The organism is Paenibacillus gyeongsangnamensis (genome assembly GCF_027533625.1).
GTDB lineage: Bacteria > Bacillota > Bacilli > Paenibacillales > NBRC-103111 > Paenibacillus_G > Paenibacillus_G gyeongsangnamensis.
The window spans coordinates 392,175-407,520 of record NZ_JAQAGZ010000001.1 but is presented as its reverse complement, the minus strand read 5'-3'; the positions used below and the strand labels follow the sequence as shown (position 1 = coordinate 407,520).

General features: G+C 55.3%; 15 protein-coding genes. All 15 read right to left on the bottom strand.

The genetic code is table 11. From position 1 onward, the window contains the following. Window positions 1-21: 21 nt before the first annotated feature. The 15 genes from dnaG to O9H85_RS01695 all read right to left on the bottom strand — a co-directional run bounded on the left by dnaG (window position 22) and on the right by O9H85_RS01695 (window position 15,244). Entirely contained in the window at window positions 22-1,857 is a 1,836-nt protein-coding gene (gene dnaG / locus O9H85_RS01765; protein WP_269879546.1) for a DNA primase, read from the bottom strand. A 40-nt stretch (window positions 1,858-1,897) separates the two neighbouring features. Beyond that, window positions 1,898-2,359, bottom strand: a complete 462-nt coding sequence (locus tag O9H85_RS01760; RefSeq protein ID WP_269879545.1) for a YaiI/YqxD family protein — start codon at window positions 2,357-2,359, stop codon at window positions 1,898-1,900. A gap of 92 nt (window positions 2,360-2,451) precedes the next feature. Beyond that, entirely contained in the window at window positions 2,452-3,255 is an 804-nt protein-coding gene (locus tag O9H85_RS01755; RefSeq protein WP_409348092.1) for a pyruvate, water dikinase regulatory protein, read from the bottom strand. A gap of 581 nt (window positions 3,256-3,836) precedes the next feature. After that, on the bottom strand, window positions 3,837-4,583 hold the full coding sequence (gene recO / locus O9H85_RS01750; protein ID WP_269879543.1) for a DNA repair protein RecO: 747 nt from the start codon (window positions 4,581-4,583) through the stop codon (window positions 3,837-3,839). A 35-nt stretch (window positions 4,584-4,618) separates the two neighbouring features. Beyond that, window positions 4,619-4,765, bottom strand: coding sequence for a YqzL family protein (locus O9H85_RS01745; RefSeq protein WP_269879542.1), 147 nt, complete (start codon window positions 4,763-4,765; stop codon window positions 4,619-4,621). 142 nt (window positions 4,766-4,907) lie between these two features. Next, the gene (era, locus tag O9H85_RS01740) at window positions 4,908-5,828 is read right to left on the bottom strand and encodes a GTPase Era (RefSeq protein WP_269879541.1); all 921 of its coding nucleotides are present in this window, start codon (window positions 5,826-5,828) and stop codon (window positions 4,908-4,910) included. A 48-nt stretch (window positions 5,829-5,876) separates the two neighbouring features. Next, window positions 5,877-6,581 (bottom strand): diacylglycerol kinase, encoded by a 705-nt coding sequence (locus O9H85_RS01735; RefSeq protein ID WP_269879540.1) that lies wholly within the window; start codon window positions 6,579-6,581, stop codon window positions 5,877-5,879. Then, window positions 6,578-7,117, bottom strand: coding sequence for an rRNA maturation RNase YbeY (gene ybeY, locus O9H85_RS01730; protein WP_269879539.1), 540 nt, complete (start codon window positions 7,115-7,117; stop codon window positions 6,578-6,580). The genes O9H85_RS01735 and ybeY overlap by 4 nt, the downstream gene beginning before the upstream one ends. Next, window positions 7,114-9,357 carry an HD family phosphohydrolase gene (locus O9H85_RS01725; protein WP_269879538.1) on the bottom strand — a complete coding sequence of 748 codons (2,244 nt, stop codon included), beginning with the start codon at window positions 9,355-9,357 and terminating at the stop codon, window positions 7,114-7,116. Before O9H85_RS01725 ends, ybeY begins: the two co-directional genes overlap by 4 nt. Window positions 9,358-9,377: 20 nt before the next feature. Further along, window positions 9,378-10,340 carry a PhoH family protein gene (locus O9H85_RS01720; RefSeq protein ID WP_269879812.1) on the bottom strand — a complete coding sequence of 321 codons (963 nt, stop codon included), beginning with the start codon at window positions 10,338-10,340 and terminating at the stop codon, window positions 9,378-9,380. 242 nt (window positions 10,341-10,582) lie between these two features. Further along, a complete protein-coding gene (yqfD, locus tag O9H85_RS01715; RefSeq protein WP_269879537.1) occupies window positions 10,583-11,764 on the bottom strand; it encodes a sporulation protein YqfD in 1,182 nt (393 codons plus the stop codon). 23 nt (window positions 11,765-11,787) lie between these two features. Then, window positions 11,788-12,066 (bottom strand): sporulation protein YqfC, encoded by a 279-nt coding sequence (yqfC, locus tag O9H85_RS01710; RefSeq protein WP_269879536.1) that lies wholly within the window; start codon window positions 12,064-12,066, stop codon window positions 11,788-11,790. 259 nt (window positions 12,067-12,325) lie between these two features. Beyond that, a complete protein-coding gene (locus tag O9H85_RS01705; protein WP_269879535.1) occupies window positions 12,326-12,805 on the bottom strand; it encodes a hypothetical protein in 480 nt (159 codons plus the stop codon). Between the two features lie 34 nt (window positions 12,806-12,839). Beyond that, entirely contained in the window at window positions 12,840-13,829 is a 990-nt protein-coding gene (floA, locus tag O9H85_RS01700) for a flotillin-like protein FloA (protein WP_269879534.1), read from the bottom strand. A gap of 35 nt (window positions 13,830-13,864) precedes the next feature. Further along, a complete protein-coding gene (locus tag O9H85_RS01695) occupies window positions 13,865-15,244 on the bottom strand; it encodes an NfeD family protein (protein WP_269879533.1) in 1,380 nt (459 codons plus the stop codon). Between the last annotated feature and the right edge of the window lie 102 nt (window positions 15,245-15,346).

Sequence of the window (15,346 nt, the reverse complement as noted above, 5' to 3'; positions counted from 1 at the left end):
CCCGCGTCTGGCTAAGCCGCGCTAAGATGATTTCAACTGCTTTTCTAGGGATATAATCTCACTTGCAAGTTGCAGGGCTCTGGAAATATCCCCTATACGTTCTGCTTGCTTCACTTCTTCTCTTTTTCGCTCAAGCAGCTGCAGCATCGGATATTTCCGAATCTCCCGGATGTAATCGTCAATCACGGCATCGTTAATTCCGTTGCGGTTGTCTATTAAAGTAAGCGAGCTTGCCAGACTCTCCAACTTCGTATCCTGCAGCGTTCCGATGAACGTCGTCGGATTCGGCTCCGAGCCGCCGGCATAATATGCGTACAAGTAAGCCGCCAGCGCCGCATGAGCCTCTACGTTGAACTGGTCTCTCAGCTTGCGTTCCACGTATCCCGCAACTTCCCGGTCCGTTAACATCACGGCCAGAAGCTGCCGTTCCGCAAATTGATAGGCCGGACCCATGGAAGGCTTCGTTATCCGAGGTCTCCCGTCATTCATAACATTATTCCACGGATTATCTTTATTATCCCTGACTCTCTCGTTTTTTTCCGTTTGCATCCGGATTTCGTTCAGAGTCTGCATAGCGGAATCGTAGGATAAGTTAAATTCTCCGACGAGCTCTTTCACGTAATGATCTCTCTCGATCGGAGTCGGAATGGCGGCAATCAGCTTGAGCGCCTGCTGGATATATCGAAGCTTTTCCACATCCTCCTGCAGCTTGTAATCTTTGCGAAAATAAAGAAGTTTATATTTGATCGACGGTACGGCGGCTTCGATAACCTCCCGTACGAATCGTTCAGAACCGTTAGCTGTAATGTATTCATCGGGGTCCTGCGTCCCGGGCAGTACGGCTACCTTGACCTCACAGCCGGCATTCTCCAGGATCGGAATGCTCTTGTAAGCGGCGTTTCGTCCTGCGGCGTCGCCGTCATATGCGACGATGACCCGCTCCGCCAAACGGCGAACCGCTTCGGCATGCTCCGGAGTGAGCGCCGTTCCCATGGTGGCTACGCCGGTCGTCACACCGGCTTCCCAGGCCTTGATCACGTCCACATAGCCCTCGAATAAAACCAGCTCCTGGCGCTTGCGGATTTGCGGTCTCGCCAGATGCAAATTGTAGAGCGTGCGGCTCTTGTGAAACAGCATCGACTCGGGGCTGTTCAAATACTTGGGCTGTACGTCGCCCATCGCGCGTCCTCCGAATGCGATCAGCTGTCCTTTCCAATCATGGATCGGAAACATGATCCGGTCGCGGAATTTATCCACAAATCCGGAGCCGTCCTGCTTGGCGGAGATGAGTCCGCCCTCCTCCATCAGTGCAAGCTCGAACCCGCGCTTCTCCAGAAGCTTCGTCAGCGTATCCCAGCGGGCCGGCGCGTAACCGATGCCGAACGTGTCGATCACCTTGTCGTTCATCCCGCGCGAACGTAAATATTCGAGCGCCGGCTTGCCTTCCGCCGTATTCAGCAGAATATGCTGATACAGCTTGCCTGCCAGCTCATACCCGCCGAGGAGCTTCGTCCGCTCGATATTCTCCCGCGGCTCGGGGGCGCCGTGCTTCGGTTCGATGCCGAGCTCCAGATGCGCTTCCGAAGCGAGCTTGCGCGCGGCCTGCCCGAAGGACAAGCCTTCCACCTCGGAGACGAACCGTATCGCGTTCCCGCCTGCGCCGCAGCCGAAGCAATGATAGATCTGCTTCTCCGGGGTGACGGTGAAAGAAGGAGTTTTCTCGGAATGAAAAGGGCACAGCCCCTTGAGGTAATGTCCCTGCTTCGTCAAGTGCACGTACCTGCCGACGACCTCTACGATGTCATGTGCTTTCAACACGGCGTCTATGACGTGTTCGGGAATCCGTCCGTTACTCATCCTGTCCACCTTCATTCAAATTAACACGTATACGTATTCGCTATTCCACCGTATTCTCCTGCAAGCTTTGCAAAACTTTTGTCAAAGAATGTAGAAAAAACTTGCGATCCTCGTCCGTCATCGCCCTCGGACCCTTGCTGTGCTTGCCGCCTCGCCGGAGCCTCGACTGCTCGTGCCTTCGCTCCAGCAAGAAATCGATCGAACGGTCGGTATAGAGCTGGCCCCGATTGGAGATCGCCAAAGCTTTCTTGCCCAGCGCCAGCGCCGCCAAGCCGAAGTCCTGCGTGACGAGCACGTCTCCCGCACGGATATGATTTGCAATGTACAGGTCGACGGACTGGTCCGAACGGTCGACTTGTACGACACGGATGCCGTCGGCCTGCTGAAGCCGGTGATCGAACGAGGCAACCATCAGCACCTCGACCCCGAAGCGCGCACCGGCTTGCGCAATCTCCGTTTTCACGGGACAAGCATCGGCATCCACGACAATTTTATAGGCCATTCATCATTCCACCGGTTCCTGTCAGTTGTACTTCCGTAATATTATATACGATGAAAGTGTAAAAAATCCTGCTTATCGGCAAAGGAAAAGCACTACCTCGTGCGATACATGTCGAGAATGACGCTCGCGGTTTCCTCCACCGCCTTATTCGATACGTCGATCACGGCGCAACCGATACGCTTCATGATTTTATCCGCATACTCAAGCTCGGCATGAATACGCTCTACATTGGCGTAGGACGCATTTCCGGGGAGGCCCAGCGTCTTGAGCCGCTCGGTGCGGATCATATTGAGCTTGAGCGGATCGATCCGAAGGCCGATGATCTTGTTTTTGGACACTGTAAACAGCTGCTCCGGAGGTTGGATTTCCGGCACCAGCGGCACGTTCGCCACTTTGAACTTCTTGTGAGCCAAATACATGGAGAGCGGTGTTTTCGACGTTCGCGAGACGCCGACGAGCACGATATCCGCTTGAAGCACGCCGTTGAAATCCCGTCCGTCATCGTATTTTACCGCGAATTCCACCGCTTCTACCTTCTTGAAGTAATCTTCGTCCAGCTTGTGAATCATGCCGGGCTGATGACGCGCTTCCTGATTGAATGCGTGCTCCATCGTCCGGATAATCGGCCCGAGCAGATCGATGTAAGGGATGCGGTATTGCTCCGCCTGCTCGATCAAATAGTCCCGCAGCTGCGGAATGACCAGCGTAAACGCGATAACCCCTCCCCGCTGCAGCACGGAGCGGATCAGCAGATCAATATCGGAAGGATCCTGCAAGAAAGGAACCCGGCGAATCTCCACTTCCTTCGGTTCGAATTGAACCGCGGCCGCTTTCACTACCGATTCTCCCGTATCTCCGGCCGAGTCGGAAGCGACGTAAACGATAGGCTTCGTAATTTCCAAGCTGACCCCTGCCTTTATGATAAACTAATATTGTCGCTGCCATTGTTTCACCGGGAAAGATGCCCCTTCGGCCGCTGTTAAAATCCGCGAATCTATTATATAAAAGTTTCGGATATTCGCTGATTTTAAAGGCGGGCGCTATCGCTCCTGCGAGGCATCTTCCCCTTGCCTAGGCGGCAATAGTTTCTCTCCAGGCGACGCGGATAACAGCCGCCTGCATTATTAATACTACGAACCTGCGGGATGAATTGTTTCATGTTTTCATATAACGGCATAGCCGGAAAACAAAGGATTGCCCGCAGAGTTTACGCGTCACATTTGAAATTGGAGTGTACCCTATAACACTATTCGATCAAACAATCCAATTTCAAGAGGGACCGGAGGGCATTCTTTTGTTTGCAGGCACTTGGCCGTTCCAAAAGTAAAACTGAGAGCATTTCATCCTCACAACTTACAGCAAAAAATCCCGCCGTCTAAGCCTGTATTTCAGACCTGTAACGAGAGGATTCTCACTGATGTATCATATTATAATATCAACTCATCAATTTTATGTCAATAAAAGATTAAACAGCCATTTATATTCCATACTTTTCCATCTGCTCCAGGAAGTCGCGCGACTTCAGCTTCAACCCGACATGCGTATCAAAGTACGTCCGGACAAGACGCTTCAGCGCTTCCTTCGTCGCGGGCTTCACGTCGATTTGCCCGAGCCGCCGGACATCCATCTGGACGAACAGCCGGAGCAGCTTATGAATTCCCGGCGAAATGCGTATCGCCTGCGGGTCTCTGGCAAGACAGCGCTCACAAAGGATGCCGCCCAATACGGCGCTGAGCGCCGCCGGTTCCCGCGCCTCGCGGCAGCCGACGCAATCGTCCAGCTCCGGGGTATAGCCGGCATAGGCGATCATTTTCATCACGTATAAATGATCGACGATCTCCGGCTCCTTATCCTCCTGAATCGCCTGCAAGCTTGCTTTCAGCTGATCGAACAAGAAAGGCTGACCCTCTTGATCCCCCATCATCCGGTCCGTAAGCTCAGCCAGATAAGAGGCATGGGCAGCCTTATGCAAGTCTTCCCTAATCTTATGAAACGGCTCGATGATTTCCGCATGATTCAACGTCCCGAGCTGTCCTGATTTGAAAAATGAATAATCGCCGAATGTAAACAGCTGAGACGCGGAGCCAAGCCGGCTCTTCACCTTCTTGGCGCCGCGGGCGACCACGCTCATTTTCCCCTGCTCCCGTGAGAACAAGGTCATAATTTTATTGCCTTCGCCGTAATCCATACTGCGGATCACGATGGCTTGCACTCTGTACTGCATGCGGCAGCTCTCCTTGGGCCAAGCCCGTAACTTGCTTAGTGAAGCAGATCGGCCGCCGCCTTTACAGCCGAATCCTCTTCGATTTCCGGTTCTCCTTGCTCTTCCTCCAGCGATTGTTTATACAGCAGGTAAGCATCCACATCTCCAGTCATTGAAAAATACTTCCACGAAAAGTCTCTCATGAGTATCATCCTTTCCTTGGGACATGACGGCGGTACCTGAAACTAGGATTAGGATGGGCCTGAAGGGTCCGAAGTATGCTGAACAAATACTGGTATGCTTAATATTAAACCGCTGGTCCTCGAGCTGAAACAAGGCGTTCGTCTATTCGTGGCGGAATCCGAGATCACGCAGCACGCGCTCCTGATTGCGCCAGTCTTTCTTTACCTTGACCCACAGTTCCAGAAACGTTTTGGACCCGAGCAGCGCTTCGATATCCGCCCGCGCCTTCTGCCCGACTTCCTTCAGCATAGCGCCTTTCTTGCCGATGATGATGCCCTTCTGGGAATCCCGCTCAACATAAATGACGGCCGAGATGTGAACGACCCCATTCTCCTCCACCTTCATGTCCTCGATGCCGACGGCAATGGAATGCGGCACCTCTTCGCGGGTGAGATGAAGAATCTTCTCGCGGATGAGCTCGGCGCAGACGAACTGCTCCGGGTGGTCCGTCACCTGGTCGGCAGGGTAATACTGCGGGCCTTCCGGCAAATATTTGATCACCTGCTCCAGCAGCGTATTGACGTTGCTGCCGTGCATCGCCGAGATCGGAATGATCTCCGCGAAAGGATACAAATCTTTATAGCTCGTAATAATCGGCAGCAGCTGCTCCGGATGCACCTGGTCGATTTTGTTCATGACAAGAATGACCGGCGTCTTCACCTTTTTCAGCTGCTCTATGATGTAACGGTCTCCACCGCCCATCCCTTCCACGACGTCGACGAGGAACAGAATCGCTTCCACTTCGCTCAGCGCGCTTTCCGCCGCCTTCATCATATAATCACCGAGCTTCGACTGCGATTTATGTATTCCCGGAGTGTCCAGGAAGACGATTTGCGCCTCGTCCGTCGTATAGACGCCGTGTATTTTGTTACGCGTCGTTTGCGGCTTGTCCGACATGATGGCGATTTTTTGCCCGATCACTTGGTTCATCAAGGTGGACTTGCCTACGTTCGGGCGGCCGATGATGGCTACAAAGCCGGATTTGAAGGCTTTGCCTTCCTTGTCGTTGTTCTTGGCTGACATTACTTTTCGGTTCCTCCGTCCAAATCTTGGGATGGGTTGCTTCTTCAATTATATCGTTTCATACAAGCAAGCCGCGAGTACGGTCAAAAAAATGCCGAGCGCCGCTCCGAGCAGCAGCGACGGAAAGCCTCTGCGGCGCTTGTCGTAAAGGACGAACGTCAACATGACGGCCAGGAAATACGCCAGCAGCGTCACAAGGGAAGATTGGGTCCGGAACAAAATCAGCGTCGCGATGGCAAACGCCACGGCCGTCAGCAGGCTCGGCCTAACCCACCGGCCCTTCTCCGAGAAGCGGGTTTCCACCACAATAACGATAAGGATAATCAGCGACAGCAGAATCCAAACCATTCCGGCGGTCAAATCCGCAGCTTCGGCGCTCTTGACGCGGAAGAACAGCCGGTCCAGCGGCTCGTAGAACACGATCATTCCCGAAACAGCGGCAAAAGCCGCAGATACCAGAACGGACGCTGCAGCTACATCTTTGGCGATCTTGGCGAGCGGATGCAGGTTCGGCATGGCCAGGTCGACGGCTTTTTCCACGGCGGTGTTGATCAGTTCGGTAACAATCATGAGGGTTACGGCCAGCAGAATAAACAGCACGTCGTACTTGGTCAAGCGGCAATAAAGAGCGAGCGCGAGCACGATCAGCGCGGCAAAGAAATGAAACTTCATATTGCGCTGCGTGGCTAGTGCGTATTTCACGCCTTCGTAAGCGTAGCGGAAGCTGCGCTGCCACTTCACCGGCTGCCTCACCGGGTCAGTCCCGCTTTCTGCAGGATCGCTTCCTGCTTGCCGAACATTTCCTTCTCCTCTTCCTCGCTCTGGTGATCGTAGCCGATGAGGTGAAGAAAGCCGTGCACGAACAGGAAGCCGAGCTCCCGCTCCACGGAATGTCCGTAATCCTCGGCTTGAGCGATCGCCCGCGGCACGGAGATGATAATATCGCCGAGCGGCTCCTCGAACGTTTCCAGTTCTTCGCCTTCAAGCGCCGCCGCATCCCGGAGACCGCCTTCATCGTCCATCGAATCCTCGTCATACCGGATTTCGATCTCGTCCTCACCCATCTCCTGCATGGCGAAGGAAAGCACGTCGGTCGGCTTGTCGAGACCGCGGTACTGCTTGTTGATCTCCCTGATGGCCTCGTCGTCCACGAACGTCAGCGCGACTTCGCCATCCGTCACCTGCTCCGATTCGCCTGCCAGACGGAGCAGCTCTTCGAGCTTCGCCGCCAGCTCATCCGTAATGTCAAACCCTTCCTGCTCATTGATCCATGCCAATTGTAAGCTCATGGGCTCCCCTCTTTCGTTTGGTCCTGCTTGTGATTCGGCATATCCGTAGGATATTCGATCCTGGAGTGGAAAATGCCGAGCAGCGTTTCGTTTAAAGTTTTGGCGATTTGATCCAGTTCCTTGATGGTCAGATCGCATTCGTTAAATTGTCCGTCGTCCACCCGGCCCTTGATGATTTTGCGGACCATGGAATCGATTTGCTCCACCGTCGGGTTGCGCAAGGAGCGTACTGCGGCTTCCACGCAGTCGGCGATGCCGACGATGGCCGCTTCCTTGGTCTGGGCCTTCGGCCCGGGATACCGGTAATCCGTTTCCTCGGGACCGGGCTCACCTTTCTCTTCCGCCTGCTTCGCCGCTTTATGATAAAAATATTGCAGCAACGTCGTCCCGTGATGCTGCTCGGCGATATCGCGCAGCGGCTTCGGGATGCCCGCATCCTTCAGCATCTCCACGCCGTCCCTGGCATGCGCCACGATGATCGATTTGCTGAGGGCCGGATCGATCCGGTCGTGCGGGTTTTCCATCCCGCTCTGATTCTCAATGAAGTAGCTCGGCCGCTTCGTCTTCCCGATATCGTGGTAATACGCGCCAACCCGGCACAGCAGCCCGTCGGCGCCGATCGCTTCCGCAGCCGCTTCGGACAAATTCCCGACCATGATGCTGTGGTGATAAGTCCCCGGCGTTTCCGTCAGCAGCTTGCGAAGCAGCGGATGATTCGGGTTCGACAGCTCCACGAGCTTCAGCGGCGACAGGATACCGAAGGCCATCTCGAAGAACGGCAGCAGCCCGATGACGAACACCGCCGTCAACAGCCCGCTGCCGAGGGCGAAGGATGCCGCAAAGATCGCGCTTCTTTTGGTATCGTGCTCATCCAGCAGCAGCAGGGCCGCGGCCATCACGAGCGCGCACAGCGAAACCATCATGCCGGCCTTGAGAATCGAGGAGCGCTGGCTGGCCCTTTGAATCGAGAAGATCGCTGCGAACGAGCTTGTCAGCGCCAAGAGACCATATTTGAAATCAAATACCTGGAGGTGCTCCGCATTGAATATGATGCTGGCAGTAACGCCGATAAACACGGCTGCGACGAACGCCAGCTGCGCATTCAGGAGAATCGTCACCAGCATCGCCCCGACCGCCGTAGGCGCCAAATAGGCGATATACGGGTAATCGAGGTTCTGAAACATCGAGAACACCTTCATGAAGGCGACCGTCATGCTGAGGATCAGGATCAGCATCAGCAGTTGAACGTTATTGCCGCTGATGGGCAGCGGGCTTTGCCGGACGAACATGTAGACAACGAACGTTAACAGTACTAGGAATAAGAGCAAGCCGACCTTCGGCCAATAGCTCGCCTCGTCCCTCAGGAGATCCAAAGAAGCAAGGCGCTGATACAATTCTTCCGTTATTTTTTCGCCTTTGGCGACGAGCACTTCATTCTTGTTGATATATACCGCCTTTACGATATCCCGGGCATGTCCCTTGGCCTCGTCGGTCCCCTTCTGATCGTAAAATTTGTTCGGGGAGAGCGCCGCCCGTACCAGCTCCTGAACCAGCTCGCGCGCGTTGTTCTTCGTCAGGTTGGACGCGTTCACCAGCTCCGCCACCTTGGCCCTGGCCGTCTGCGCCTCCAGCACCTGCTCATTCATGAGCCGTATGACGATTTCCTTGGCGACCGGCTGCATTTCCGCCAGGTCGTCCTTGGAGAGCCTCGGAATTTTGTAGAACGTTTCCTCCGGGATCCGGTACTGCTGGTCCGCCAATTGCTTGCGCATCTCCGACAACAGCTGCGCGTTGTATTGGCCGTTATCCGTATAGGCTTTCAACTGGCGGTCCAAATGATCCCGGATCAGCGTAGGGATGACGCTTTTGTAAATATTGACCTTATCGGCCTGGGACACGTCCGGATCGGCATTGATCTGCAGCAGCTTCTCGAATACCGAGTCAAGCGCCGCTTCGTTCCGCAGCGATACGATCTGATACACCGGTTGAACCTTCTGAGCCGCTTCTTCCTTCGCTTTCTCCGTGGCTACCGCATTCTCGATCGGCCTTGGCGCCAAAATATCTTTCTCGGCAATCGAACCGAGCTGGATGTCATAGGTTTGAGGAACGACCCGGTGCACCAATGCGAAATAGCAAACGGCCGCCAGCACTAAAAACAGAAGAAAGCGCACGATGGCGCTGTATCTCCAGCCGGCAAGCCGGTACTGATATTTGCCTTGTATGGAAAGGCGGTTCGTCATGACGAAAGGTCAGCCCTTTCTCAGCCTTCTTGATCATCATTATAGGCCACGATGATTTTTTGCACTAAAGAGTGGCGTACGACGTCCTGTTCCGCAAAGAGGATGAATCCGATTTCTTCGATTTTTCGTAAAATGCGCTGCGCCTCGACGAGTCCGGACGTCTTGCCGCGGGGCAAGTCGATCTGGGTGACATCGCCCGTGATGACCATCTTGGAGCCGAAGCCAAGACGCGTCAGGAACATTTTCATTTGCTCCGGCGTCGTGTTCTGCGCTTCGTCCAAAATGATAAACGAGTCGTCCAGCGTTCTGCCTCGCATGTAAGCCAGCGGTGCAATCTCAATCAGCCCGCGCTCAAGCGACTTGAGCACCTGCTCGGGACCGAGCACATCGTTAAGTGCATCATACAACGGGCGCAAATAAGGGTCAACTTTTTCCTGCAAATCCCCGGGAAGGAAGCCTAAGCTTTCTCCCGCCTCGACGGCCGGACGGGTCAGCACGATCCGTTTGACCTTACCTTCCTTAAGGGCCGCTACGGCCAGAACGACCGCAATATAGGTTTTACCGGTACCGGCCGGACCAATTCCGAACACAATGTCTTTCTTCTTGATCTCGCTGACGTACTGCTTCTGGCCGATCGTCTTGACACGAATCGGCTTGCCCTTGTAGGTGACGGCGATTTCGCCCTTGAACAGATCCAGCAGCTGGTCGGTCTTCATCTGCTTGGACAAGTCGAGCGCATAGTGAATATCCCGTTCGGACAGAACGTACTGGTTGCGTACAAGCTCCAGAAGCACGGTGAACAGCTGCTCCAGGCGAGCGGTTTCCGCGCCGTCGCCCGTGATCGTAATCTCCTCTTCGCGCGTGTAGATTTTGGCGGCCGATTCCGATTCGATCAGATGAAGGAATTTATCTCCCGGTCCGAACAGCGCTTGCGCTTCGGTCGGGTTTTTGAGTGGTACTTTCACGGTTGTCCCATGGTCGATCAACAGGCTTTCTCTCCTCCGGATTTTTAAAAAAGTAACATGTCCGTTGTGCAGCGCTGCGTCTCCAAGCAGTCATCACTGCCTCCGGCCTCTTTAGAAATCGAATGTTTTTGAATAAATGTTCCAAAGTTAACATTCGATTTCAAATGAGGCACGTAAACTCTCCGGCAATGATGCTGCTTTCCGCCTTCGCACAGTTCAACTGATATGAAACCTTTTATTAAAAATACTACGTCTATTATTTATGGAACGATCGGCTGTTCTTCAGCGATAGGTTCTTCGACCTCAAAAAGCACTTCCATATAAACTTTACCATTCTCCGCCTTTTCATGCAAAATTTTTTCCGAAACGACACGCGCATCCTTGCCTGCGGTAGCCAGCAGATCGGCTCTGGCCTGGTTCAAACCCGTGGCGCGGGCCTCCTTCGGATCGATCGGCTGCTCTTCCGTGCGCGTCTCCATGATTTTCTCGTTGATCCATCCGACAGGAAGCGTGTAATTGCGCCATCCGAGCGTTTTGCGTTCGGGGATGGACTCGTACTGCTCGTACGGAATTTTGCCGTAGCCGGTCAGCTGCAGACCTCGATTGCCGAGTACCAGATAAAATCGCTTGCGCGCCTCCCCCGTATACACTTTATAAGTCCGGGTCAGCGGCACCTCCACCGTCGGTTTGTACCATACGATCCCTTTCACGAATCCTTTCGCCACGACGGTCGAGGCATTCGTCTCATCCCCCAGAATGCCGGAGATGAGGATGTCCCCTTTTCGGACATACGTATTCGGTTTAACGGCAGGCCGGCCCTTCTCCGCAAAAATCTGCGTCACCATCGCGTTCTTCGAGGCGACCAAATGGCGCGGGTTCATCAGCGGCGGTTTATCCGGGATTTTGGATTCGACGATTTTGATGACGACATTCGTGCCTTGAACCTCCACCCCCACCCAAGCCGTGGCAGGCAGCCGGCTCTGAAGCTGGCGCGCCAGCTCGGAAGGGTCCTTCAGCCGGAATTTCCACTGCAGCTGATGAATGCCCGCCTGCTGGGCCGCATCAAGAATTTGCTCCGTCGGAAGCTTCTCGTTGCCTTCCACGCGGACTTGCCATACGACCGAGGAGAGCAGATAAATGCCGATGAAAAAGCCAAGGATCCCGGCAAAGAAAAATTTGCGCTTCTCCATCCTGGCCAGCAGGAACGGAAAGCCGTAGCGTCCGCGGATCCGGGTGCGGGAGCTTGTCTCCTTCAAGAGCGGGCGAAGCCGGAAAAAATCGTTCAGGGCGATTCGCATCTCCGCCCGTTCCTCTTCAAGGAACCGGATATCCCAGAAGGACAGCCGCTTCTCCGTCAGGCGGTTCAGCAGCTTCTCCAGCTGCTTCCCCTTCACTTCAATCAGCACATAACCTCGCACGCGTTGAAAAAAAGTAGCATTCACGACAATGGCTCCCCCTTCGCCGATTACGGGATATATTTGATATCATGGATTGTGCCTTCGATAAACACTTCCTCCGACAAAATCGCGCGGATAACGAGCTGCTTGCCGTACACTTCCAGCCGCCCTTTGCTAAGAGCCAGCTTGAGCTCGTCACTCGAAAAGTGAAGCACTCCCCGATGATTCTCGATATACAGCTGCATGTTGCCGATGAGCGTCATTCGAGGCAAGTCCATCACGACATCTTGAGGCAGGTCGAGCAGTTTGGCGGTCCATTGGTTGAATCTTCGGGTTAGGCTGCGCATACTTAACCTCCTCCACGCAATAAGGCTATTTACACCTTATGCGAGGTATCCGGTATTTATGAAGCAAGGAGGTGCCGAAACGCAGAAAAACCCGGCGATTATCGCCAGGTCCTTTGCTTTGATGATGGGATTTGCGCGAACACTTGTACTCTGAGATTACTGCCTCTTCATTTTCTCAGTGCGCTAACTCGAGCAAAAAAAATGCACCGGACCATAGTCCGATGATCCGGTGCCCGGCGAATAGTCCGCCGCCATTTCGCTAGCGTTTATATGGGCGCTTGGCCCGTGGCGGACCGAGAATCTCGGCCCAAAGGACGCCTCGGGCGGCATCCTGGGGCGAGAGCAGCGGCTCCGCCCTTTCTGCAGTCTTCACCGCTCCGTCTGGCGCGGCCGGTAACGTGCGGCGGCTTTCCCCGCGCTCCATCCGAGCGGCGGGGGACTCATACGCCGGATCCGCCTTCGGCCCTGGATCCCCGGGATGGGATCCGGGAACGGCGCTGCTGCCGGCAGGGCGCGTTGCCTTCGACGCTTTCGTCATCCCGGTTTCAGCGGGTTGTCCCGGCCAGCCGAAGCCACCGCCTCCGAAGGGAGGCATGCCTCGGGCCGGCTTTGCCGGAGCCTTCTTCGGCGGAGCCTCGGCGGATGATGGCGGACGCATGCGTTTGACGACCACACTGACCGCCATGTAAGCTATGACAACGAAGATCCAGTTTTTCAGCAAAAAATCAATGAGAGACATTGGGTAACCCTCCCGTTACCGGCACAGAAGCCGCTTAAGCTTCTTCGCCGTCCTTCGGCTGGCCGCTCATTTTGCCGAGGGACGACCGCATTTGCGTATCCGCATCGATGTTTTTCAAATTCATGTAATCCATAACGCCGAGCTTCCCTTCGCGAAGCGCTTCCGCCATGGCCTGAGGCACCTCGGATTCGGCTTCGACAACCTTCGCCTTCATCTCGATGACGCGCGCCTTCATTTCCTGCTCCTGCGCGACCGCCATAGCGCGGCGTTCCTCCGCCTTAGCTTGCGCGATCCGCTTGTCGGCTTCGGCCTGCTCGGTTTGCAGATGGGCGCCGATGTTCTTGCCTACGTCCACGTCGGCGATATCGATGGACAAGATTTCAAATGCCGTACCGGCGTCGAGTCCTTTGCCCAGCACGGTACGGGAAATTTTGTCCGGGTTCTCCAGCACGTCCTTATGCGAGTCGCTTGAACCGACCGTAGTAACGATCCCTTCGCCGACGCGGGCAATTATCGTTTCTTCTCCGGCTCCCCCGACGAGCCTGTCGATGTTGGCGCGCACCGTCACCCGGGCGATGACCTTCACTTCAATCCCGTTCTTGGCGACAGCGGATACGACGGGAGTTTCGATCACCCGCGGATTAACGCTCATTTGCACCGCTTGAAGCACATCGCGTCCGGCCAAATCGATCGCAGCGGCGCGCTCGAATTCCAAATGAATGTTCGCCCGGTGGGCGGCGATCAAGGCGTTCACGACCCGGTCTACATTACCGCCCGCCAGAAAGTGACTTTCCAGCTGATTGATCGTGACATCAAGGCCGGCCTTCGTCGCTTTGATCATCGGGTTCACGATCCGGCTCGGAATGACGCGGCGAAGACGCATGGCCACCAGCGTGATGATTCCGATGCGAACGCCGGACGCCAGCGCGGAAACCCACAGCATGACCGGCACGAAGCTGAAAAAGACGGACAAAGCGATAATGACGATCGCCGCCAATAGCAAGAAATAAACCATCGAATCCATATACTAGACTCCTCCTTCGAATAAACGAGCAACAACTAAACCTTCTTGACTTCCTTCACGACCACGCGGTACCCTTCGATGTGAATGACTTCCACCGGTTGGCCTGCAGCAACGAAATCGCCTGCCGTGACGACATCCACCCGCCGTTCCCCGAACGAAGCGGTGCCTGCGGGACGAAGCGGCGTAAGCGAAGTCCCTTGTTGACCCAGCAGCTCCTTGCGTTCTTCGGCGGAGGAATACCCCTTGTCGGTCGTCAGCCGGTCCTTCAGAATGAACCGGTTCCATACGCCGCGGTGCTTGAAGATGCGGACGACGACAATGACGACGATCAGTGCCAGAACGAAGGCGATGCCCAGATTCAGCGCGGCCTGCGCCGTATTGTAAGCCGCCATGATGACGCTGCTGAACAAGCAGATGGCGCCCAGAATGCCGAGGATCCCGAAGCTGGAGACGAATACCTCAATCAGCAGCAGCACGACGCCTCCGGCGAACAGGATGAATTCCTCGGCGCCGGCGAACCCCGCAATATAATGCCCGAAGAAATAGAGGCCGAAGCCGAGTAGTCCCAGAATCCCGGGAAGCCCGAAGCCGGGAACGAACAGCTCGATCGCTACGCCTGCAATCCCGATGAGGAGCAGCAGCGTCGATACCCAGGGCTGGGTAATGAACCGGGAGAAGTTTTCCGCCGGGGTCGGGTTTAACGAGACGACCGGATGACCTTCTCCGCCGGAGAGAGCAACAACCTCCTGCAAATTACCGGTCACTTTCTCGGCGTAGCCCACCTTGAGCGCTTCTTCAGCGGTCAGCGATAGGATCTTGCCCTTCTCGAGCTCGCGTCCGAGCTGCGGCAGGCTCGCTCCAGCATTCTTGTCGACCATCGCTTCCGCGATTTGCGGGTTGCGTCCGCGAAGCTCCGCGGCTGCTTTCATCTCGCTTGACCAGTGTGCCACCACCTTGGCGCTTTGCACTTCATTGCCGGCTGCATCCACAACAGCCGCCGCGCCGATGGAGCTGCCCGGCTCCATCACGATTTTACCCGCGTTCAGCGCAATATAGCTGCCGGCCGAGGCCGCCTTGCCGTGCACATACGCTACCGTAGGTATTTTGCTGCCCCGGATGAGCTCGCCGATGCCTTCCGCCGAATCGACACGCCCGCCGAGCGTGTTGATGTCAAGAATAATTGCAACCGCTCTCATGTCCTGCGCGTCGCGGAAGGCCCTCTCCATATACTGCTGGAGTCCGCTCTCGATTGTTTGATGAACCGGTATGACGACCACTGGCGCTGATTTCGCCGGCGCTCCGCCGGCCGGGGCTCCTTCAGCCGAAACCGAAGCCGCAGCGGGCACGATCAGCAGGAGAAGCGCCAGGCCCAGAACGAGCCAGGCATAGAACCGCCGCCGCGCTATATGCGTCATGTCGGCCACCTCCCTTAGGATTATTATCGGTTCCTAATCGGGTATTACGCAGCATTTCCAATTTCGATTCAAAAAAAAGAAACACCCCACGCAATGCTGGAG

What these genes read in the sequence shown, in the direction of transcription:
- O9H85_RS01760 (WP_269879545.1), bottom strand. Translation starts at nt 2,359, where the DNA reads ATGGCCTATAAAATTGTCGTGGATGCCGATGCTTGTCCCGTGAAAACG.
- O9H85_RS01695 (WP_269879533.1), bottom strand. Translation starts at nt 15,244, where the DNA reads ATGACGCATATAGCGCGGCGGCGGTTCTATGCCTGGCTCGTTCTGGGC.
- O9H85_RS01725 (WP_269879538.1), bottom strand. Translation starts at nt 9,357, where the DNA reads ATGACGAACCGCCTTTCCATACAAGGCAAATATCAGTACCGGCTTGCC.
- yqfC (WP_269879536.1), bottom strand. Translation starts at nt 12,066, where the DNA reads ATGCGCAGCCTAACCCGAAGATTCAACCAATGGACCGCCAAACTGCTC.
- floA (WP_269879534.1), bottom strand. Translation starts at nt 13,829, where the DNA reads ATGGATTCGATGGTTTATTTCTTGCTATTGGCGGCGATCGTCATTATC.
- O9H85_RS01705 (WP_269879535.1), bottom strand. Translation starts at nt 12,805, where the DNA reads ATGTCTCTCATTGATTTTTTGCTGAAAAACTGGATCTTCGTTGTCATA.
- ybeY (WP_269879539.1), bottom strand. Translation starts at nt 7,117, where the DNA reads ATGAGCTTACAATTGGCATGGATCAATGAGCAGGAAGGGTTTGACATT.
- dnaG (WP_269879546.1), bottom strand. Translation starts at nt 1,857, where the DNA reads ATGAGTAACGGACGGATTCCCGAACACGTCATAGACGCCGTGTTGAAA.
- era (WP_269879541.1), bottom strand. Translation starts at nt 5,828, where the DNA reads ATGTCAGCCAAGAACAACGACAAGGAAGGCAAAGCCTTCAAATCCGGC.
- recO (WP_269879543.1), bottom strand. Translation starts at nt 4,583, where the DNA reads ATGCAGTACAGAGTGCAAGCCATCGTGATCCGCAGTATGGATTACGGC.
- O9H85_RS01745 (WP_269879542.1), bottom strand. Translation starts at nt 4,765, where the DNA reads ATGAGAGACTTTTCGTGGAAGTATTTTTCAATGACTGGAGATGTGGAT.